This window comes from Psittacicella melopsittaci, assembly GCF_003585925.1.
Classification (GTDB): Bacteria; Pseudomonadota; Gammaproteobacteria; order Enterobacterales; family Psittacicellaceae; genus Psittacicella; species Psittacicella melopsittaci.
Genome location: NZ_NRJH01000041.1, coordinates 20,137 through 41,942, shown reverse-complemented (window position 1 = coordinate 41,942; position 21,806 = coordinate 20,137). Strand labels below are relative to the sequence as shown.

16 protein-coding genes and 1 tRNA gene are annotated in these 21,806 nt (G+C 35.8%); 12 read left to right on the top strand and 5 right to left on the bottom strand.

All coding sequences use genetic code 11. The features are described 5' to 3' along the window. Positions 1 to 4 precede the first annotated feature (4 nt). From CJP74_RS04900 to CJP74_RS04865, 8 genes are all read left to right on the top strand, one after another. A complete protein-coding gene (locus CJP74_RS04900; protein ID WP_119497162.1) occupies positions 5 to 1,960 on the top strand; it encodes a peptide transporter in 1,956 nt (651 codons plus the stop codon). Between the two features lie 81 nt (positions 1,961 to 2,041). Continuing rightward, positions 2,042 to 2,118 (top strand) — tRNA-Ile (locus CJP74_RS04895). A 114-nt stretch (positions 2,119 to 2,232) separates the two neighbouring features. After that, positions 2,233 to 4,065 carry a mannose-6-phosphate isomerase, class I gene (manA, locus tag CJP74_RS04890; RefSeq protein ID WP_119497161.1) on the top strand — a complete coding sequence of 611 codons (1,833 nt, stop codon included), beginning with the start codon at positions 2,233 to 2,235 and terminating at the stop codon, positions 4,063 to 4,065. Positions 4,066 to 4,120: 55 nt separating this feature from the next. After that, positions 4,121 to 5,086: an elongation factor P--(R)-beta-lysine ligase gene (gene epmA, locus CJP74_RS04885; protein ID WP_119497160.1), complete on the top strand. Its 966-nt coding sequence runs from the start codon at positions 4,121 to 4,123 to the stop codon at positions 5,084 to 5,086. A 1-nt stretch (position 5,087) separates the two neighbouring features. Beyond that, positions 5,088 to 6,458: a BaiN/RdsA family NAD(P)/FAD-dependent oxidoreductase gene (locus CJP74_RS04880; protein ID WP_119497159.1), complete on the top strand. Its 1,371-nt coding sequence runs from the start codon at positions 5,088 to 5,090 to the stop codon at positions 6,456 to 6,458. Between the two features lie 577 nt (positions 6,459 to 7,035). Next, positions 7,036 to 7,827: an ABC transporter substrate-binding protein gene (locus CJP74_RS04875; RefSeq protein WP_119497158.1), complete on the top strand. Its 792-nt coding sequence runs from the start codon at positions 7,036 to 7,038 to the stop codon at positions 7,825 to 7,827. A 53-nt stretch (positions 7,828 to 7,880) separates the two neighbouring features. After that, positions 7,881 to 8,657, top strand: a complete 777-nt coding sequence (locus tag CJP74_RS04870) for a substrate-binding periplasmic protein (RefSeq protein WP_119497157.1) — start codon at positions 7,881 to 7,883, stop codon at positions 8,655 to 8,657. 1 nt (position 8,658) lies between these two features. Beyond that, positions 8,659 to 9,543 (top strand): alpha-1,2-fucosyltransferase, encoded by an 885-nt coding sequence (locus CJP74_RS04865; protein WP_119497156.1) that lies wholly within the window; start codon positions 8,659 to 8,661, stop codon positions 9,541 to 9,543. On the opposite strand, the gene CJP74_RS04860 is transcribed toward CJP74_RS04865, so the two are convergent. Next, positions 9,540 to 10,202, bottom strand: a complete 663-nt coding sequence (locus CJP74_RS04860; RefSeq protein WP_119497155.1) for an ATP-binding cassette domain-containing protein — start codon at positions 10,200 to 10,202, stop codon at positions 9,540 to 9,542. The two genes, CJP74_RS04865 and CJP74_RS04860, sit on opposite strands and share 4 nt — an antisense overlap. 98 nt (positions 10,203 to 10,300) lie before the next feature. Next, entirely contained in the window at positions 10,301 to 11,947 is a 1,647-nt protein-coding gene (locus tag CJP74_RS04855; RefSeq protein ID WP_222986942.1) for a peptide ABC transporter substrate-binding protein, read from the bottom strand. Between the two features lie 286 nt (positions 11,948 to 12,233). Between CJP74_RS04855 and treB the strand changes: the two genes are divergently transcribed. Together treB and treC are read left to right on the top strand one after the other, a co-directional pair. Continuing rightward, entirely contained in the window at positions 12,234 to 13,652 is a 1,419-nt protein-coding gene (treB, locus tag CJP74_RS04850; protein WP_119497153.1) for a PTS trehalose transporter subunit IIBC, read from the top strand. Between the two features lie 57 nt (positions 13,653 to 13,709). Next, a complete protein-coding gene (gene treC / locus CJP74_RS04845) occupies positions 13,710 to 15,350 on the top strand; it encodes an alpha,alpha-phosphotrehalase (protein ID WP_119497152.1) in 1,641 nt (546 codons plus the stop codon). 31 nt (positions 15,351 to 15,381) lie between these two features. Here treC and CJP74_RS04840 read toward each other — a convergent pair whose 3' ends face one another. Next, complete coding sequence (locus CJP74_RS04840) at positions 15,382 to 16,875, bottom strand: alanine/glycine:cation symporter family protein (RefSeq protein WP_119497151.1); 1,494 nt, start codon at positions 16,873 to 16,875, stop codon at positions 15,382 to 15,384. A gap of 73 nt (positions 16,876 to 16,948) precedes the next feature. Next, positions 16,949 to 17,869 carry a tRNA (adenosine(37)-N6)-threonylcarbamoyltransferase complex dimerization subunit type 1 TsaB gene (tsaB, locus tag CJP74_RS04835; RefSeq protein WP_119497150.1) on the bottom strand — a complete coding sequence of 307 codons (921 nt, stop codon included), beginning with the start codon at positions 17,867 to 17,869 and terminating at the stop codon, positions 16,949 to 16,951. Between the two features lie 180 nt (positions 17,870 to 18,049). On the opposite strand from tsaB, the gene CJP74_RS04830 reads away from it, so the two are divergent. Continuing rightward, complete coding sequence (locus tag CJP74_RS04830; RefSeq protein ID WP_119497149.1) at positions 18,050 to 19,687, top strand: NAD-dependent malic enzyme; 1,638 nt, start codon at positions 18,050 to 18,052, stop codon at positions 19,685 to 19,687. 46 nt (positions 19,688 to 19,733) lie between these two features. Here the strand turns inward: CJP74_RS04830 and CJP74_RS04825 are convergent, their stop codons facing one another. Further along, positions 19,734 to 20,795 carry a bifunctional 5,10-methylenetetrahydrofolate dehydrogenase/5,10-methenyltetrahydrofolate cyclohydrolase gene (locus CJP74_RS04825; protein WP_119497148.1) on the bottom strand — a complete coding sequence of 354 codons (1,062 nt, stop codon included), beginning with the start codon at positions 20,793 to 20,795 and terminating at the stop codon, positions 19,734 to 19,736. A gap of 217 nt (positions 20,796 to 21,012) precedes the next feature. Here CJP74_RS04825 and CJP74_RS04820 point away from each other — a divergent pair, with 217 nt between their 5' ends. Further along, on the top strand, positions 21,013 to 21,798 hold the full coding sequence (locus tag CJP74_RS04820; RefSeq protein ID WP_119497147.1) for a hypothetical protein: 786 nt from the start codon (positions 21,013 to 21,015) through the stop codon (positions 21,796 to 21,798). Positions 21,799 to 21,806: the final 8 nt, after the last annotated feature.

The following is a 21,806-nucleotide window of genomic DNA, read 5'->3' as shown; positions in this document are numbered from 1 at the left end:
TTGTATGGCTTTTAATTTAAATAAATACGAATATAACTGTTATCATCATAACTTCGAAGAAGCTGCACGTCAGTTCATTGGTTTTTTACGTGATTTAGATGGTGACTTAGGGAAGTTAACCGAAAAATTTACTGCTAATGTTCCTGTATTAGCGTTAAATGATCAACTAACCGAACACTTTTTATCAAGAATTATTAGTGCGACTACGTACTTATTCTTACATAAAAACTTCACAATCAGTGATCATGGCTTTAGTCAAATGATTTACCTTCAACGTTGGGTAGAGATGATGTTTGCGGCGTCTCCGTTCCGTAATGCTGATCACATTATTCAAGCTTTCAACCAAAGTGAAGATGCTAACAATCCTGTAATCGGTGGGGAAAACCTAGCTAAATTTGCTATGTTCTATCTTCCAGATTCAAACGTACCTCTAAACTTTGAAGGTCTATGGCAAGTAAATCGTCACTTAACATGTCAATTATGCTTTGCTTTATTATCTCCACGTTTATTAGGTACTCAAGCAGCTCATGACAAACGTGAATTACTTTTACAATGGTTACCTGAAAAACTCTATGAACTAGATTCATTAGATTCAGTTCCAGTTTCTATCCTTCACGATGTTTACATGCACTGTTCATATGCAGATACACCAAAACGTCACGATATTAAAAAACCACTTAACCGCTTAATGCGTTTACAATTAGAAAAAGCTGGTATTGGTGACGTTCCTAACTTACCTACAGAAGTTAAAGAAGGTGAAAAACCTGTATTATTAGTGCTTTTAGAATGGTTCTCAGGCGGTCACTCAATTTGGCGTACTCACTCACGTTGTATTGACGAAGCACGTAAAGAGTTCCACGTAATCGGTATGGGTCTAGAAAACCGTGTAGGTAAAGAAACTCACGGCGTATTTGACGAATATATTCCAATCAAAGACAATATTCCATTATTTGAACAAGTTAAATTTGTTCGTGATGTAGCTGAACAATGTGGTGCACACGTATTCTACATGCCATCAATTGGGATGTTCTTAAACTCAATTTTCATGACATGTTTACGTATTGCTCCAGTACAAATGGTAGCTCTAGGTCACCCAGCTACAACTAACTCTCCGTACATTGATTATGTAGTAGTAGAAGATATTTATGTTGGTGAAGACACACCTAAATGCTTCTCTGAAGAATTAATGCGTCTACCAAAAGATATTTTCTATCGTCCTTCAATGTTTGCTCAGGATTTAGATTTAAATACTAAACGTGAATTTGATCCTGAAGTGGTTAATATCGTAATGGCTGCAACTATTATGAAATTTAACCCTAAACTATTACAAACATTAAAACAAATTCTTGATAAATCTAAGAAGAAAATCCATTTCCACTTCTTAATTGGTCAAGCAATTGGTCTTACCCATATGCACATTAAAAATATTATTCAACAAGCATTAGGTAAAGACAATGTAACTGTTCACGAACACAAAGGTTATAAAGAATATATGAACATTATGTCAAAATGTGATATGTTCTTAAACCCATTCCCATTCGGTAATACTAACGGTATTGTGGATACTATTACTGCAGGTTTACCAGGTATTTGTAAAACTGGTCCAGAAGTATTTGAGCACATTGACGATGGTTTATTCCACTACTTAGGTTTCCCTGAGTGGACAGTAGCTAAAACAACTGAAGAATATGTTGAAGCAGCTCTACGTATGATTGAAAACCCATTAGAGCGTTTAAACATTGCTCAACAATTCTCAGGTAAAGATAAGGTAGAAAAATTCTTCCAAGGTGATGCTTCATGCATGGGTCGTATGATGCGTGAGCGTCTAGACAAAGCTCTAGCAAAAAACAAACCACAAGTAGAAGAAAAAGCTCCTGCTAAAGCAACTAAAGCTAAAGCAACAAAAGCTAAAACTACTAAAGCTAAAGCAGAAAAAACTACCAAAAAATCAAAAAAATAAGAAAAAAGTTAGCCTAACCTCTGGTTGGGCTCTTTTTTTATCGTTTTTTCTATGTTATAATAGCCAAGTCATAAAAAAAATGGGACCATAGCTCAGTTGGTCAGAGCAGGCGACTCATAATCGCTTGGTCCACGGTTCAAGTCCGTGTGGTCCCACCATTTTTTCTTAGCTGCACATTAGGTGTAGCATTTTTTTTGCCCTAAAATTGCAAAATAGTGGTAAAATAAGGGCAAAAAATACAATTCCAGTTTCACTTTTATCCAGTCTAATTTATGTTGACTAATATATTTTTAGTAATCCTTATTGTAGGTGCAATCTTATTAGATTTTCGTACCAATCTTTATTTAAAAGTAACTAAAGAAGCTAAGGCTGTAATTAACTATAAGCGTGAACTAAAACCTTTTGTTTTAGTTTTTATTGCTTTAATGATTTTTGCCATTTTCAAATCGCAAGATGATGTATTTACCCAGACATTAGCTTTTATAGTTATGCTTCTGGTAATAAAAATTAGCTATTTAAATCCTCATCGTATAGTTGTCAATGAAAATAGTGTGGCAACTAAATACGGGGTAATTCCTAATGAAGCTATAGCTGATTTTAAAGTTGATGAAAAGAACCAGTTAGTTATTCAAATTCAGGGTATGCCACGTGCCTTTAAGTTTAAACCTAAAGGGCAAAAGGATTTTGATACGATTTTATACTGTGCGGAAAAACTAAATCTAGGCAATGCTAAAGAAGTTATTCAACGTCATCGTCTTGCCCAAATTGCTTCCCAAGCACGTGGGGTATTTTTACTGCATGGCGTAACCAAAGATTATGACTGGGGCGGTAAAGAGTATTTAGCCCAAGAGTATGGTCTCGAAAAACAACAAATTGCTGAAGTTTGGTATGGTACTCATCCAAGCGGACAGGCGAGCATAGTTATTCCTGGGGCACAGTTAGAATACCTAACTAGCCGTTTTTATGCCCAAAACCCAAACCAAGATCCAATTGAAGTAGATGCACATCAAGATTATAATGTGCTCTTAAACTACAATATTGCTTATGGGCAACCTCTAGTTCAGGGGCAAGATGAGCAAGTACGTAATGAAGGTTTACCTTTCTTATTTAAAATTCTTGACGTAGCTCGTCCTTTATCGATTCAAATTCATCCAGATAAGCAAACGGCTGAGCAAGGTTATGCTCAAGAAGATAAACTTGGGATTAACCTAAAAAGTGCTAATCGTACCTTTAAGGATAAAAACCATAAACCTGAATTTGGGATGGCTTTAACGCCTATGTACTTACTACATGGTTTTGATAGTAAAGAAAATGTTCTTGCTAAACTTGAAGGTAAACCAGCTTTAGCCCAATTAAAAGAATTTATTGCTAGTCGTGAGTTAGGGCAAGCTTATGCCGAACTTTTCACTAAGTCAAAAGCAGAATTAAAAGAGCTTCTTGGTGAGCATATTCAGACGGCAGTAGAACTTTATGACAATCTAATTGAACGTCAATTAGAAGCAGCGGATATAACTACTTTCACTTATGACCAAGACGGTTTAAATGTAGAGCTGGCAAATCAAGATCCAGATTACTGGGTAGCCTTTACTTATAAAAGCTTATGCATGGAACTTGATAATCTTGATGTAGGTTTAATTAGTTTTTACATTTTCAACCTCGTTAAACTCGAACCTTTCCAAGGTATTTATCAAGGGCCAAATATTCCGCATGCTTACTTAAGAGGACGTTTAGTTGAAGTTATGGCTAACTCTGACAATGTAGTACGTGGTGGCTTAACGACAAAACACATAAATAGCGAACTTTATTTACGTTTAGTTGATACGCAAGCGGTGACACCAAAAATCTATGCTCAAGGTGATTATGATTTACCAAGTGAAGAATTTACTTACAAGCTTGTTGAGTTAAATAATAATGATACTTATCAAACTGACAATGCTTCAATTTGGTATTTCTTAAATGCTCAAGGTACTCTTGAGTTTAATGACCAAAGCGTACATGCACAAAGTTTAGCAATTAAATCTAATCAAGCAGTGTTTGCTTCTGTAGATCGCAAGGTAACCTATAAAGGCGAAAAAGCTTTAGTGGTAATTGCGAGTGTAAAATAATTACTTAAAGTCTTTGGAGCAGGCTCCAAAGACTTTTTTCAACATTTATCTAAGTATGGAACAAATTAATTTAGAAGGCGTAGAATGGCAAAGTAAAATGACGCGTCACGATTTAAAAGTGCGTCATAAGATTATTCAAAAAATTCGTCAATTTTTTGATAATAAGGGCTTAATCGAAGTAGAAACTCCAATTTTAGCTCAAGCAGCAGTTACCGATGTGCATTTAGATAGTTTTAAAACTGAGTACATGGGCAAAGAGTATTTTTTAAATACGTCACCTGAGTTTGCTATGAAGCGTCTTTTAGCGGGAGGATCGGGACCAATTTACCAAATTTGTAAATGTTTCCGTTATGAGCCTACAAGTAAAAAGCATAATCCTGAATTTACCATGCTCGAATGGTATCAACCTAACTATACGTTACAACGCTTGCTCGATGAAGTAGAAGAGCTCTTTCATGTCTTTTTTAACTTTGAGATGCTCGAACGCTATACCTATGAATTTATTTTTAAAAAGTATCTAGGTTTTTCTCCTTTAACTGCCAACCATAAAGAACTGGCTGAGCATGCCAAAAATTTTGGCTTATACCACGCGGACAAATATGACAAGGATACAATATTAGAGTTTTTATTTAGTACTTGTATTGAACCATTTTTAGGGCAAAATAATCCTGTAGCTATTTACAATTATCCTGCGAGTCAGGCAGCTCTAGCCCAAATTACTGCCGAAGATCCACGTACAGCTCAAAGGGCAGAAGTCTTTTATAAAGGCATAGAATTGGCCAATGGTTTTTACGAGTTAACTAACTGGGAACAACAAAAGCAACGTTTTCATGCTGATCTCTATCAACGCTCAACAAATAACCAAGAGGCTATAGCCGTAGATAAAAAGCTTTTAGCGGCTTTAAAACATGGTATGCCTGAGTGCTCGGGTATAGCTTTAGGGCTCGATAGATTTATTATGCTGGCAATGCAAGAGGCAAGTATTGCCGAAGTTATTTCCTTTACCATAGAGCAAGCATAAGATGAGTTTAACAAGTGTAAACATTATTGGTGCAGGTGCTTCGGGCTTGTTTTTAGCTCATTTACTTGCCCAACATAAATTGCAAATTAATATTTTTGATCTTGGCAAAAAGCCTGGACGTAAAATACTTATTTCGGGTGGTGGCTTTTGCAACTTTACTAATCTCGAAGTAGACAAAGAAAACTATTTAAGTAACAATAGATTCTTTGCTATTTCTGCTCTTAAAGGCTTAACTAACTGGGATATAATTGCTCAATTTAGTCAAGCCCAAATAGAAATGCAAGTTAAAGAAGAGCAAAAGTATTTTACTGCCCAAGGGGCTAAAGCTATAGTTAACTATTTGCTCGAAAAAATAGAAACTAATGCTTTATATTCTCAAGCTCAGGTTAACTGGCATTGGCAAACGGCAATTAGCGATCTGTATCAAGAAGAAAATAATATAATTCTCGTAGATCAACGCCAAAATAAATATTCTAGTCCACTAGCGGTAATTGCTTCAGGAAGCTTGGCTTATCCGCGTTTACAAGTTAGTACTTGGTATAAGGATCTTGCTATCTTAAAGCAAACCGACAAAGCTCCTTATTTGCCTGAACGTCCAGGTTTAGTGCCTCTGGCCTATTGTGGAGAAAATAGTTTTTACAAGCAAATTATGGGCTGTAGTGTTTTTGTGCGTGCTTCTAATGCCAGCAAAAGTAAAAGCTTTACTCATAATCTCCTTTTTACCCATCAAGGAATTAGTGGTCCAGCGGTATTACAAATTTCTAACTATTGGCAACCAGGAGAAAAAGTTTATTTAAACTTTTTACCTCAGCTAGATCTAGGTGATCTTCTCGCTCAAATTAGACAGCAAGGCAAGTTAAATTTTTCTTTTGCCCAATATACAGTAGAAGGAGATGCTGATTACACCCAAACTGCCAATGCTCAAGTAGAAATAAGTATTAGTGCCAAGGCTTTAGTAAAAAATCTCTTGCATAAAATTTTACCTAGTTCCCTAGTAGAACTTTGGGAAAAAGTGCAAGCTCACAATAAGTTAACTACTCATATAGTTAAAAAAATTCAACCTCTATTTAAGTTACAAATAGCCCAATTAAGCAATGCCCAAATTGAGCTTTTATGTCAGTTTATTCAAGAGCATGAGTTTTTAGCTCTTGAAGACAATGGCTATGATAAAGCCGAAGTTATGTTAGGGGGAATAAATACCGAGTTAGTTTCCTCAAAAACTATGGAATTTAACCATGTTCCAGGCTTATATGCCATAGGCGAAGTGCTCGATGTTACAGGGCAACTTGGAGGCTATAACTTCCAGTGGTGCTGGTCAAGTGCTTATGCTTGTTACAAAGGAATTTGTGCTAAATTAGGATTAGAAATTTAAGAGCTGAAAAAAATTCAGCTCTTTTTTTATTTTTACTCTTGCAAAATTATTAAATTTGTTATAGTATAAATATACAAGTTTTATTTTTTTATTTAATTAGGAATTTTTTACTATGAAACTCAGTAGAAGTTTTAAAATATATCAATTAAGTAGTAACAATTTCACTCAAATCGTTTCTGCTCATCATCACCATCATCACCATCACTAATTTGCAACTAAAGTTACTCTAGCCCTTAGAGTAAGTTAGTTCGTACCTCTATGCATGCCTACTTCTAGGCAATCGCAAAAAAATTTCCCATTTTTTTAATTTTACTTTTTTTGGTTCTTCAACCATTTTTCATTGGTTCTTTAACCTTATTTGTATTTGGTTCTTTAGCCATTTTACTTTTTGGTTTTTTGACCATTTTTGTTTTTGCCATGGCATCTTTTTCGAACTTTAAAAATACTTTGTTTTTTTAAGACAAGGTCTCTTTAGCTTAGGCTTATTCTCTCTATGCCCGAGTTTTTTTAGAAAAAGTTTGCTTTTTAGAATATTCATCTTAGAGGTAAGCTCTAATGATGTAAGGATGATGTGATTATGAAACTATTTCAAACTTTTGTAACTGTAACAACTTTAATTGCTTCTATTTTTACTTCTGCTAATGTTTTAGCTAATACACCACAAAGAACTTTAACTATAGGTATTGAAGACGGTTATTATCCGTATGAATACACCAACGAACAAGGTCAATTCACAGGCTTAGATGTAGAGTTAATTACCTTTGTTTGTCAGCAAATGCAAGTTAATTGTGTTTTAAAACGTGGTGCTTTTGAAGGTTTAATTCCTGAATTAATTTTTAGAAAAACTGATCTGGTTATTTCTGCTTTAGCAATAACTGATGAACGTAAAAAACGTATAGACTTTAGTACTCCTTACATTGAAGCTAAACCTGGAGTATTTATTGTTAATCAAAATAATGCTCCTGGACAAATAGAACAACTTAAAGTAGTAGGAGTACAACAAGGTACTACTTTAGCGGTGTATTTAAAACAAGCTCTACCAAAAAATGTGCAAATTAAAATGTACCCTTCTTTTGATACAGCAATGTTAGATTTAAAAGGAGGTCGAGTAGACGCTGTATTTGAATCTATTGACGTAAGTGCAAAATACCTCAATGATCAAACTAACCGCGTGCAAGTATTAGGCGAACCTGTATATAGTGATCTTATTTCTCAAGGTACAGCTATTGCCGTACGCAAAGGTAATACTGAACTTCTTGCGCAAATTAACGCAGCTTTAGAACAAGCTAGAAGTCAAGGATTATTAACCCAACTTTATGCGAAGTATGATCTTAATCAAGATGACAAAGTATTTTTAGCAAAACAATAAAAATTTGTTAAAATGAGTAACGCATAAACAACAAACAAATTAACGAGGAACATATGTCTTATATTAAAAAAATGTTAACCGCTTGTGCTTTAGGTGCTTCAGCTCTTTCTTTTGCGCAAGCAAATGCAAATAATATCCCTTCAACTTTAACTATTGGTATTGAAGACGGTTATTATCCGTACGAATATTTAAATGAACAAGGTCAGTTCACAGGCTTTGATGTAGAGTTAATTAACTATATTTGTGCTGACTTAGGTGTTACTTGTAAACTAGATCGCGGTGCGTTCGAGGGCTTAATTCCAAATCTACTGTTTAAAAAGACTGATATGGTAGTGTCAGCTTTATCTATTACTGATGAACGTAAAAAACGCGTAAACTTTACTAGCGCTTATATTGATCCAATTCCAGGCGTATATATTGTAAATAATAATTCTCCACTTAAGAGTGTAAGTGAATTAAAAAATATTGGTGTGCAACAAGGTACTACCTTACAAGTTTATTTACAAGAACACGTTCCTAATGTAACTTTAAGAACCTATCCTTCTTTTGATACAGCTATGCTGGATTTAAAAGGTGGGCGTGTGCAAACAGTATTTGAATCTTTAGATGTAGCTAATAAATACTTAAAAGATCCAAGTCAAAGAGTAAAAGTACTAGGGCAACCAGTATATAACCCAATGATTTCTCAAGGTTTAGGTATTGCTGTACGTAAAGAAGATACAGCCTTACTTGAAGCCTTAAATAAATCTATTGCAAAATTAAAAGCTGACGGTACTTTAGAAAAATTAAAAGAAAAATACGGTATTGACGATAAACCTTTAGAGCAATAAAATGTTTTTACTATATCCTTCAGGTGGTTTAGGCAACCAAATGTTTATGATCGCATCCACTTATGCTATGGCTCGGGCTACAGCCCAAAGGTGGTATGTAAATAATGATGTGCATAGTTTAATTCAGGGCAGAACCTTTCCTAATTATATTAATAATATTTTTTGGCAAGTTCCGCTTGCAACTAAAGAACGTATTGCCATTATAGGTGCCATGATCGATGACTTACATGTTGTAAGTGATCTGACCGTTGACTTACCTGGAGAGCATGTGTTATTTCCGCTTAATCCTTTTGAGCGTCAACATGTTCATGTGGTTATAGATAGTCATCTCATGAGCTATCATTACTTTAAGCACTATCGTCCTGATATTCTTAAACTCTTTAGTCTCCCGCCTGAACAAGAAGCAGAATTACAAGCTCTCGAACAAGAATACTTAGGTTCGAGTTTGCCTACTGTTTCTTTACATGTGCGCCGTGGTGACTATTTAAGATTTCCCGATGTTTGTCGGGTGCTCGAAGCTGACTATTATCATTTAGCTCTAGAAAAATTTGCTCATTTAGAAAAATTTAAGCTCATAGTTTTTTCTGATGATATTCCTTGGTGTGAGCAGGCTTTTACCTATCCACAAAACTGTGCCCAAGTGGTTTATATTCCTGAGCAAATTCCTGATTATCTGGCAATGATGTTAATGAGTCGTTGCCAACATAATATAATTGCTAACTCAACCTTTTCTTGGTGGGGAGCTTATTTAAATCCTAACCCTGAAGCAAAAATTATTTCTCCAGAGCGTTGGTTTAATGACCCTAAAATGAAAAATACTTATATGTTAGCCAATAACTTTGAAATCATTACAGATGAGCAAATTAAAAATAAAACCTTCGGTTAAACAACCGAAGGTTTTATTTTAGCTAAATTTACTTGATCGGCAATAACTTGCCCTTCACTAATGGTTATAATTCTATCAACTAGAGGTTTTACCGCTTCGAGGTCATGGGTAACAATTAACATAGTTTGTTGTTGTTCTTTTAAGTAGTTAACTACATTAGCAGCATTTTCTGGATCTAAGGCAGAAAGAGGCTCATCAAGTAATAAAATTGAGCGAGGGAATAAAAAGCCCCTTGCTAGAGCTGCACGTTGCAATTGTCCTCCTGAACAGCTTTTTGGGAGTTTATCCTTAACTTCGCTAATATTGAGGTAGGAGAACATTTGCTCAATTTGTTGTTGCTGTTGGGCTTTAGGTAATTTACTGTGAGTAAAAGCTAAGGCAACATTTTTATACATATTTAAGTGGGGAAAGTGGTTGTTATCTTGGAAAACTAAAACACAACCACGTTCACTTGGTAAAGTACGACTTACTTCTTTATCGTTAATATAGATTTTACCCTTTTGTAAGGGAATAAAGCCTGCAATTAGGTTAATTAAAGTAGACTTACCTGCTCCAGATTGACCAATAATTGCTACTTTTTGTCCTTGGGGGATTTCTAAGTTAAAAGTAAATTCTTGTTTGCCTCTTTGTAAGAGAACATTTTCTAATCTAATAGTCATAAGGGGAAAAAAGTTAAAAGCTTGACTTTATTATACTCATAATAGCTTAATTTTTGCTTAAAAAAATAGAGAGAACGGTTAGGTTCTCTCTTTATTTTTTATTGCACTGGGGCAATAGATTTGTCGGCAATTATGTAGTAGTCACGCATATAAGTAAATGGTAAAGTACCATTAAAACCGCCTAAAGCAGGAGATTTTACAATTACACGCGAACTAAGTAAAAATGGAATTACTGGCACTTGTTCTTGTAAAATAAGATTCATTTGCTCATAAATTGCCTGACGTTGTCTGTCATCTTGGGTGTTATAAGCTTGATTGTATAACAGGTTAAATTCCTCGTTACTCCAGCCAGAAAAGTTATTGCTATTACCTGGGGTAAAGACATTGAAAAAGCTAGCTACATGATAGAAATCAGCATTCATAATGTAAAAAGCTAAATCAAAATCATACTTTTGGATTTTAAAGTAGTAGGTAGTTAAATCATTAGCAACAAGGTTAATTTTTATTAAGCCCTGAGAAAAGTCACTTAGCATACTACTTATAGCAATGTTATTTCGATCAGCTTCATTGCCTCGCGTATAGAGCCAAGAAAGAACTAAAGGTTTTTCTTTAGTATAGCCAGCTTGTTTAAGTAAGCTAATAGCTTGAGCAATATTTGCTTGGCGTTGCTGTGGATCAAGTAAATTTGTTTGTTCACTTTGTTCTTGACCATCAGCAAGAATTTTTGGGGCTACTATAGTGGTTGGCGTATAAAAACGATAGAATTTTTGGGCAATAAAGTTGCGATCGATCAGCAAGCTTAAAGCTTGACGCACGCGCACATCTTGTAAAGCTGGTTTACGCGTATTGATTACTATAGAATAGGTTGAAGGATAAGGCTCGGCAATAATTTCATCTTTGCGCTCTTTTAATGCTTGCTCTATATATTGGGCAGGAATACGAGCGGTAAGAAAATCGCCTGCTAAATACTTCATATACGAACTTGTCCCTTTAGGTAAAACTTCGTAATTAATTTTAGTAATATAAATGTTTTGTCTATCCCAATAGTCATCACGTAAAGTAAAGGAAACTAGCTCATTGAGTCGATTTACTTTTAACGCATAAGGTCCATTAGAAACTATATTGCTCGGGCTAGTCCAAGATTGACCATATTTTTCAATAATATCTTGGCGTACAGGAGCTGTAGGTAAAAGAGTTAAAGTGTCTTCTAACCATGGCGTAGGTTTGCTTAGATGCAATACTAAAGTAAAGTCATCTTTGGCTTCTACCCCAAGACTAGTTGCAGGTAGAGTTCCAGCCCGAATTTGTTCACTATTTTGCAGATTTAAAGCAGAGATATAATCTGCTCCTAAGCTTGCCGTTTTAGGATCAATAATTCTTTGCCATGCATAAACGTAATCTTGAGCTTTTACAGGTTGACCATCAGTCCAAGTTGCTTGAGGACGTAAATAGAAAGTCCAAGTTAAGCCATCAGCACTAGTTTCCCAGCGCTCAGCTCCTACTCCGACTATTTTACCTGTATAGTCTTGACGTAACAAAGTATCAAAAAGACTTTTTTGTACTTGTTGAATTGACCAGTCTACATTAATACCAGGATCTAAAGACTCTGGGGTACGCGAAATTGCATAGCCTAGCTCTTGTTTGCTTGCAAGTTTTGTACCAGGGGGAAGAATAACACTAAATGCCTGAGGAGTGATAAAAAGAATTAGACTGCAAAGTCCAATTAAGTATTTAACGATTTTCAATATTTCTAGTCCTTTTTCCGAGTAGAAGGGTAATTTTTGTCAAAAATATTGACCTGTATATTATAACTTATGAGCATAGATCAAGATAGATATATTTTTGATCAAAAAGAATCAATTTTGCTCTTACAAAGTGTGATCTATGCCATAATTCCGACAAAATTATCATTTTTGTTGTTTTAAATTCATATAATTGAATTAAATGCACATTTTAAATATGTTTACTTTAATTATTATAAAGTTATTCCAGATAAAATAATCATGACTCTGAGTAGGAAGGCATATATCTATGGCACGTGAAATAACAAAAGATGATATTGCTCAGTTAGTTGAGTATGTGGGAGGTAGAGATAACATTATCTCAGTAACCCACTGTGTGACGCGTTTACGCTTTGTTTTAAATCAGCCTGAAAAAGCAGATGTAAAAAAACTCGAAAATCTAGCATTTGTTAAAGGGTGTTTTACTAATGCAGGGCAATTCCAAGTAATTATTGGACCTGAAGTTGGCAGATACTATCAAGCTCTTCTTGAGTACACAGGCTTAAAGAGCATAAGTAAAGATCAATTAAAAGTTCAAGCTCGACAAAACCAAAAATGGTATGAAGCTTTAATTTCTCACTTTGCTGAAATCTTTATTCCATTACTCCCTGCCTTAATCTCTGGGGGTCTTATTTTAGGTTTCCGTAATGTTATTGGGGATATCCCAATGATCGACGGGCAAACCTTAACGCAAGTATATCCTGCCCTTGATACTTTAAATTCGTTCTTATGGTTACTTGGAGAAGCAATTTTCCACTATCTTCCTGTAGGTATCTGTTGGTCAACAGTGCGTAAAATGGGGGGAACACCAATTCTGGGCATTATTCTTGGTATAACCTTAGTTTCCCCACAACTAATGAACTCTTACGGTTTAGGTAGTGTAACTCCTGATGTATGGGATTTTGGTTTATTTAGTATTGAAAAAGTAGGTTACCAAGCTCAAGTTATCCCAGCAATTTTAGCAGCTATGGCTTTAGCATGGATCGAACGTGGCTTACGTAAAGTTATTCCTAGCTTCTTAGATCTAGTTTTAGTCCCTATTTTAACTTTACTTATTGGTGTAACTTTAGCTCATGCTTTAATTGGACCTCTAGGACGTGAAATAGGTGATGGCGTAGCTTATGTAGTTAAACTAGCAATGACTGGTAGCTTTGCTCCAATAGGTTCGGCACTCTTTGGTTTCTTCTATGCTCCATTAGTAATTACAGGAGTACACCAAACAACCTTAGCAATTGATTTCCAGTTAATCCAAAACATGGGTGGTACTTCCGTATGGCCATTAATTGCCCTTTCAAATATTGCGCAAGGTTCGGCAGTACTAGGTATTATTTTAATTTCTCGTAAACAAAATGAACGTGAAGTATCTGTACCTGCATGTATTTCAGCTTACTTAGGAGTAACCGAACCTGCAATGTATGGTATTAACTTACGTTACCGTTTCCCAATGCTTTGTGCTATGATTGGTTCAGGGATTGCGGCTTTTGTGAGTGGTTTATTTGGCGTTCTCGCTAATAGTGTGGGCGTAGGTGGTTTACCAGGTATTCTTTCAATTCAACCTATCTACTGGGGTGTATTTGCTCTTTGTATGTTAATTGCAATTGTAGTGCCAGTGGCTCTAACTGTTATTGTTTACAAACGTCGTCAAGCTAAAGGTACTTTAGCAGCTTAATTGGTTTTTGTAGGTCTATGGTAAATAGACCTACACTTATGTAAAAAGGAATTACAAATGGAAAATTGGTGGCAACAAGGAGTTATTTATCAAATCTATCCTAAAAGTTTCCAAGATACTACAGGTTCGGGAACAGGAGATATTGCGGGCATAATTTCCCGTTTGGATTATTTAGCTCAGCTGGGCGTAGATGCGATTTGGTTAACTCCGATGTATGTTTCTCCTCAAGTAGATAATGGTTACGATATTGCTGATTATTATGCTATAGATCCTAGCTATGGTACTTTAGAGGATTTTGAGGAGTTAGTTCGTCAAGCTCATGCTCGTAATATTCGCATAATTATGGATATGGTTTTTAACCATACTTCAACGCAACACCAATGGTTTATTGAGGGGCAAGATCCGAATTCTCCTTATCATGATTATTACATTTGGCGCGAGCAAGCAAATAACTGGCAATCAAAATTTGGTGGCAATGCTTGGCAGTGGAATGAAAAAGCACAAAAATACTATCTGCACCTTTTTGCCGTTGAGCAAGCGGATTTAAATTGGGAAAATCCCCAAGTTCGCGAAGAAATTTATAAAATTTGTAACTTCTGGGCAAGCAAGGGCGTTGACGGTTTACGTTTAGATGTAATTAATCTGATTTCTAAAGATCAGAGTTTTGCCAATGATGAGCAAGGGATAGGAAAAAGATTCTATACCGACGGTCCGCGCATTCATGAGTTTTTACAAGAACTAAATCAACGCGTGTTAAGTCCATGTAAACTTATGACCGTAGGGGAAATGTCTTCGACAAGTCTTGAAAATTGTCAAAAATATGCCAACTTAGAAGGTACTGAATTGTCGATGACCTTTAACTTCCATCACCTCAAAGTAGATTACCCGCAAGGAGAAAAATGGACCTTTGCTCAACCTGATTTTGTTGAGTTAAAGCAAATTATTTCTTACTGGCAACAAGGGATGCATAATAAAGCCTGGAATGCTACTTTTTGGTGTAACCATGATCAACCGCGCGTAGCTAGTCGCTTTGGTAAAGAAGCTTACCTAAAAGAAAGTGCTAAACTTTGGGGGATGATTTTACATGGTCTACAAGGTACGCCATATATTTATCAAGGTGAGGAAATAGGTATGGCTAATGCTGGTTTTACCAGCATTGAGCAATATCGCGATGTCGAAAGTCTGAATATGTATAAAATTATGCAAGAGCAAGGCTTGGAGCATGATTTAATTATTGCTATTTTAGGGCAAAAATCTCGAGATAATAGTCGCACGCCAATGCAATGGAACACTCAAGCCCATGCAGGTTTTACCACAGGTACGCCTTGGCTTGAAGTAAATAAAAACTATGCCGAGGTTAATGTCGAAGCAGCCCTTGCAGATCGAGATTCAGTGTTTTATCTCTATCAAAACCTAATTAAACTCCGCAAAACTCATCCTATTTTTAGCTTGGGTGACTATCAAGATCTCGATCCAGCCAACCCAGATGTTTGGTCATACAAACGTACTTACCAAGGTAAAACTTTATGGGTAGTGGCAAATCTTGGCGAGCAATTACAAATTGTTGATCTTCCAGAGGGATTAGAGCATCAAGATCTCGATGATTATTTACTGTTAAACAACTTAGATTGGGTAAATAATACCAACGAAGATACTATTTATCTTCAACCTTATCAAGCCCTTTACTACTTATTTTAAGCATAAAAAAAGAGCCATAGTGGCTCTTTTTTTATTTAAATGGTTGTTCTACAGTTATATTGGCTTTTGTGCTTTGTCCTTCTTTGTTGTGGCGGCTCGAATCCCAAATTTCTGGTTCAGGAAGAGTTTTAGCTAAAGAAGGATATTTACTCACATCAAAAATTGGAGTTTTAATACCTGCTTTTAACTGATCACGGTAGTCTTTATAAACTGTATATAAAGGACGCCAAAGGAGTAAACAAGCAATAACGTTCATAAAGCACATAACAGCCATGAATACGTCAGCAGTATTCCATACTAGCTGTGGCGACTTGTAAGCTCCCCAGAAAGTAAAACCAAGTACGGCAATACGATAAAGGTTAGCTATCCATTTATTGTCAGTAATATAATAAATCCCAACCGAACCATAAGTGTAATAACCTAATACTGAAGTAAAGGCAAAGAGGAAGATAATAAATACAAGTAACTCAGCACCAAAACGTCCCATAAAGGCTTCAACTGAAGCTTGAGCTAATGAAGCACCTTCAAGACCTACGCCTGCTGGGGTACCATAAACTCCAGCCATGAGTACCATAAAGGCAGTTAAAGAACAAATTACAATTGTATCAAAGAAAATCCCCACCATTTGCACAAAACCTTGGCTCACAGGGTGTTTTACATTTGCCGAAGCTGCAATATTAGGAGATGAACCCATCCCAGCTTCGTTAGAGAATAAACCACGTTTAACCCCATAGTTAATTGCCACACCAATCGTTGCTCCAAAAGCTGAGTCGGTATTAAAAGCAGAAGTAACTATAGTGTAGATTACTCTTGGTAACTCGGTAATATGTAAAACTATGAGGATTAAAGCCATGAGGATATATAATCCTGACATAATTGGAATTAATACCCCACTTACGTTAGCTATGGTTTTTAGGTTAGAGAAAATAATTATCCCCGTTAAAAACACTAGGATAAAGCCAACAATCCATTTTGGCATATCAAAGGCATAGTTTAGGGATTCGGAAATTTGGTTAGTTTGTAAAGAGATAAAAGCAAAACCATAAGTAAAGGCTAACACTAAACTAAAGAGTAAGCCTCCTAGTTTACTTTTTAAACCATAGGTAATGTAAAAAGCTGGTCCGCCCTTAAATTCCCCCGTAGCAATTTTAGTTTTATAAACTTGTGCGAGTGTGTTTTCAACAAAGGCAGTCCCCATCCCTAAAAAGGCTGCTACCCACATCCAGAATACCGCACCTGGACCACCAGCTGCTATAGCAGCAGCCACCCCGGCAATATTCCCCATACCAATACGAGCTGCAAGACCCGTTAAAAATGATTGTACAGGAGAAATATTTACTTTATCGTCATTGTAGGAAGTGTTTTTATCCCATAATAAAGTAAATGAATGTTTTAGGTAACGTAATTGCAGACCTTTTAAGAGGAAAAAGTAAAATACGCCACAAATAAGTAACGAGAAGATTAAAAGGTAGTCATTGAAAAATGACCATACTGCACTTAAGGTATCAATAATATTCGAAGTCATAAGAAAGTTAAACTAATGGGCTTTATTAAATAAGCAGGGTTAAAACTTATAAACTTCTTGATCCCTTTTTCAACTAGTAAGTTACTTTGTCACGAATGTATGTTGGTTCTATTGCAAGACGAGGCGTAAAATCTTGTTGGGCAATTTTACGTTGAATAAATGGAGCTAAAAAGCGAACATCAGGTAATTCAGTGATTTGCTCAAAGAATGCAAAAATGTCATCCATTACGTCTGCTTCGATTGCAACACGAGTTTGTCCTTCAATTACTGGTACTTTAAGATACTGCTCAAAGTACTGACTAATTAAAGGATAAAGATTACGTGCAACAACTTCATCACCTAGTTGTTGGGCAAGAGTTTGTCCAACTGGATAATATTTATTCCAGGCATTTCCCACTAAAATGACTTGATCTTTCACCTCAAAGCCAAATTTATGAGTGTAATTATTTGCGGCTATAAGTTCTGGAGAATTTAAAGCTTGGTAAATGGTTTCAAGTTCAGCATTTTTAATTAGCTGTTCACTACCAAGCAGATTTAATTCTCGATCAAAACAAGCAACATAGCTTTCGCCCATGTTGGCATCTATAGCCACAAATATTTTCGTCTTGTTTGCAAAAGGGGCTAGGTCTAAATTAGCTTGGCTCGCTAGATCGCTTAACAGCTGAATTTGTGCCGCTAACATTTGCAGGGAAGAAACTGCAATTACTTTTAGCTGCGGGTTAACCGTTGCTATACCTTGCGTAAGACTAGTTGAAATTCTCGTTCCCACAAAAGAACCAGGACCACGATTAAACATTAAATACTGATATTCAGAATAAGGTTGTGATGTCTGTGGATCTGTGGCAATGTTTTGTAAAATGTGCAAAGCTTGTTGGGCATGGGCACCTTTTTGTTGTGAAAAGGCACTTAGCACTTGGAAGTCACCATCTTTATTAAAAGAATAGTGGGCAGCTTGCATCTTGTCAAAGGATGAATCTAAGACGAGAATATTCATAATAAAAATCTTGATATTAGATATAAAAAATTACTTCTAAAGCTAAACTTTAGAATTATAACACAATTAAAAATTATACCAAAAGTAAAGTTAGGTTATTTAATATAATCTTGTCCATATTTTTAATATTAGTTATAATAAACAGTATCCTTTTTAGACTACTTAAATTTGGAGTTTAATATGACGAACAAACCAGAAGTTTATACTAATCCATTAACTAATAAAGAAACAGCTTTCACTCGTGATGAAAGACTTAAATATGGTTTAGTAGGACGTTTACCAGTTGGTGTAGAAACTTTAGAACAACAAGCTACGCGTGCATATAAGCAGTATTCGGCATTCGAAAAAAATATTGAAAAATATTTTTATCTTGATGCTTTACATAATCGTAATGAAGTGCTTTATTACAAGCTCTTAACCGATCACTTAGAAGAAATGCTTCCAGTTGTATATGATCCAACAATTGGGCAAGCTATTAAAGAGTGGAGTGCTAATTATCGTAGCTCGCGTGCCGTTTATCTTTCAATTGATCATCCTGAAGATATACGTGTGGCTTTTGCTAATTTAGGTTTAGGTGCCGATGATGTAGATCTTCTGGTTTGTTCGGATGCCGAGGCTATTCTTGGTATTGGTGACTGGGGTGTAAATGGAACTGATATCTCTGTAGGTAAGCTAGCCGTGTATACAGCAGCTGCGGGGGTTAACCCAGCCCGTGCTATTGCCGTAAACCTAGATGTGGGTACAGATAACCAAGCTTTACTTGCTGATCCAGCTTATTTAGGTAACCGTCATGCTCGTGTACGTGGGGAAAAATATGATGCCTTTATTGCTGAGTATTTAAAAGTAGCTGCCGAGTACTTCCCAAATGCTATGTTGCACTTTGAAGACTTTGGGGCAAGCAATGCTCGTCGTATTTTAGTAAAATACCGTGACCAATATCGTATTTTTAACGATGACATGCAAGGTACTGGGGCAATTGTAATGTCTGCTGTAACTTCGGGTCTTAAAGTAACTAAACAAGGATTCAAAGATCAACGTTTAGTGGTTTATGGAGCAGGTACTGCTGGTACAGGTATGGCTGACCAAATTAGTGCAGCTATGCAACGTGAAGGTTTAACTCGCGAAGAAGCAAAAGCTCGCGTATGGTTAATTGATATTCACGGTTTAGTAACTTCGGATATGGCAAATTTACCTGACTATCAGCAAGAATATGCTCGTGATCCAGCTGAAGTAAAAGACTGGCATCGTACTAATGGTAAAATTAGCTTATTAGAAGTAGTAAGTCATGTTAAACCAACGATTTTAATTGGTACTTCAACTGACCATGGTGCTTTTACCGAAGAAGTAATTAGAACCGTGAGTGCAGGCGTAGAGCGTCCAATTATTTTACCTCTATCAAATCCAACTGAAAAAATCGAAGCTATGCCAGAAGACATTATTAATTGGTCTCAAGGTAAGGCTTTAGTAAGTACTGGTATTCCAATTAAACCATTTGACTATCAAGGCACAACTTTCCATATTGGTCAAGGTAACAATGCTTTACTTTATCCTGGTTTAGGTTTAGGAGTAATTGTTTCTCGAGCAAGTACTATTACTGATGCTATGCTCGAAGCAGCAGCTCAAGCGGTAGCAGATCAAGTAAACCCTACCGAACTAGGACATGCAATTTTACCACCAGTAAGTCAACTCCGTGCTTCTTCGGCTAAAGTGGCAGTAGCTGTAGCTAAACAAGCTCAAGCTGAAGGTGTTGCTCAAGTTACTTCTGATAACTGGGAGCAAGTGGTAGAACAAAGCATGTGGAAACCAGAATACAAGTAGTTTAAAAACATAAAAAAAGAACTCGCAATGAGTTCTTTTTTTATGCTTATTTATGGCTAGTATCTTGACGATCACGAATGTAACGTCTTTGTAAACCAAAATCTTCAAAGTTTAATTTCTTTTGTAGTAGGGTAAGAATTAAGGTATTGTGCAGAAGGTTAGCTACCGTGAGCAGACCTACACCACCAGGAACCTTAGTTACCATAGCACATTTGCCAATTAGGTCATCAAAATCCACATCACCTACAGTAAATTTTTCTCGAGTGAGGTAGTGAATTTGTTCTTTAGCTTCGGCGATAGTTAAATCATTTGCTTTAGCAAAGCTTAGAGCTAGTGCTTCTTCCCCTTGCTCTTTTACAGCTTGAGCTAATGCTGGGTCGTAAGATTTATTTTGCAGTTGGTTAATACCTACATCGATTACTATACAGTCTTTATTTACATAAGTGTGATCGAAGTATTTTGCATGCCCTATAGCTACAACTAAAATATCTGCAGTTTTTGTGATGCTACGAATATTTTTCGTATGAATATTACATGTAGTTACTGTAGCATTGCGGTTAATTAATTCTAAAGCTAGAGGTTTACCAACTATGTTGGAAGCTCCAACAATTACCACATGTTTACCAAGAACATCTACATTGTACTGATCGAGAATTTGTAATACCCCATGCGAAGTACAAGGAACAATGTTAGCTCGGTCTAAGAAAGTTAAACCAATATTTTTTGGATTAAAGCAGTCTGCATCTTTTTTACTATCAATAGCAATCATTGCTTTGTAAGTAAATGGTTTTAAATGCAGAGGTAGAGGTAATTGGAGAATAACCGCATTAATAGAATCATCTGCGTTTAAGCGTTTGATTAAATCAAGCAGGGTTTCAAAATCTACATTTTCGTCGAGACGGAATAGTTCTGTTTCTACTCCTACAGCAGCCGCTTGAATAGCTTTCTGGCGTACGTAAATTTCACTAGCAGGGTTATCACCTACAAGGATTACTGCTAATTTAGGACGAATATTATGTTCTTGAGCTAATTTAGCCGTAGCTTGGCTAATGCGATCTTTAATTAAATCAGCAGCTTCTTTACCTTTTAAAATAATAGTATCAGACAAGAGTCCTCCTAGCTCATGTATTTTTTACATGACTTTAATTATACCAATTTTTAGGGATGATGAAAGAAAAAAATAGAAACCAAGGAAGGAAAAATTTAGTATAATTGTATATATTTTTTTAGCAAATTTTTTCCTTGGGGCTAGAAAAAAATAAAACTTCCTCTATATAATATAGAGATAAACCCAAGTTTTTACAATTAAAAAATTAGTCAAAATAATGATGCGTTTAAAATCCTTAGTTTTGGCATTGATTGTCGGTGCAGTTTTAGCTAGTTGTGACAAGCCAGCGCCAACAACTAACAATGTAGTAACTAAGAATACTCCGAATCGATTAGTTACAAGTCTAAGTATTCGATTAGATGAAAACCAGGTAGTTGATGACTTTGCCAATTTAAATCAAGATCTGGTTACTCAGTTTTATAAAACAGTAGAAGTTAGACCTTTAGTTAGTTTAGCAGAATCTAAAAACAAAGATGGCTCGATTAATTTAAGATCTGTTTATAAAGATGGTCTCTTACATTTAAGTTATGCCATAAAAAATATTAGTGACAAACCTATAAGTAAAGTGTACTTAGATGCTGTAGTAAACTTTGCTATAGCTATGCCTGAGGCACCTTCAGACACTGGAGAAGCAAGTTTAGATAATAGTTCGACCAACTTTTTCTTACAAGTACCTATTGTCTATGATCAGTCTTATAAGCTCACTGACGTTACACAATACAATTTAAATGCTTATAATCCGCAATTAACTCCAGAACAAGCCCCAAATTATCTTCTTCCAGGGCAAATAATTGTAGTTACTATGGACTACAATTTACAGGGGTTAAAAACCTTACCTTTAGTACCTGAGTTTATTAAAAATACTCTCGTAGCAAATATAGGGTTTAATGGCTTTTTCACTATCCCATTATATATTCAGGAAATAGATGGAACTGATATAAATACAAGAGATTTTCCTTTACCTCCGCCTCCGGCAGAGCAACAACCCAGCACGGGTGAATAAGTAAAAAA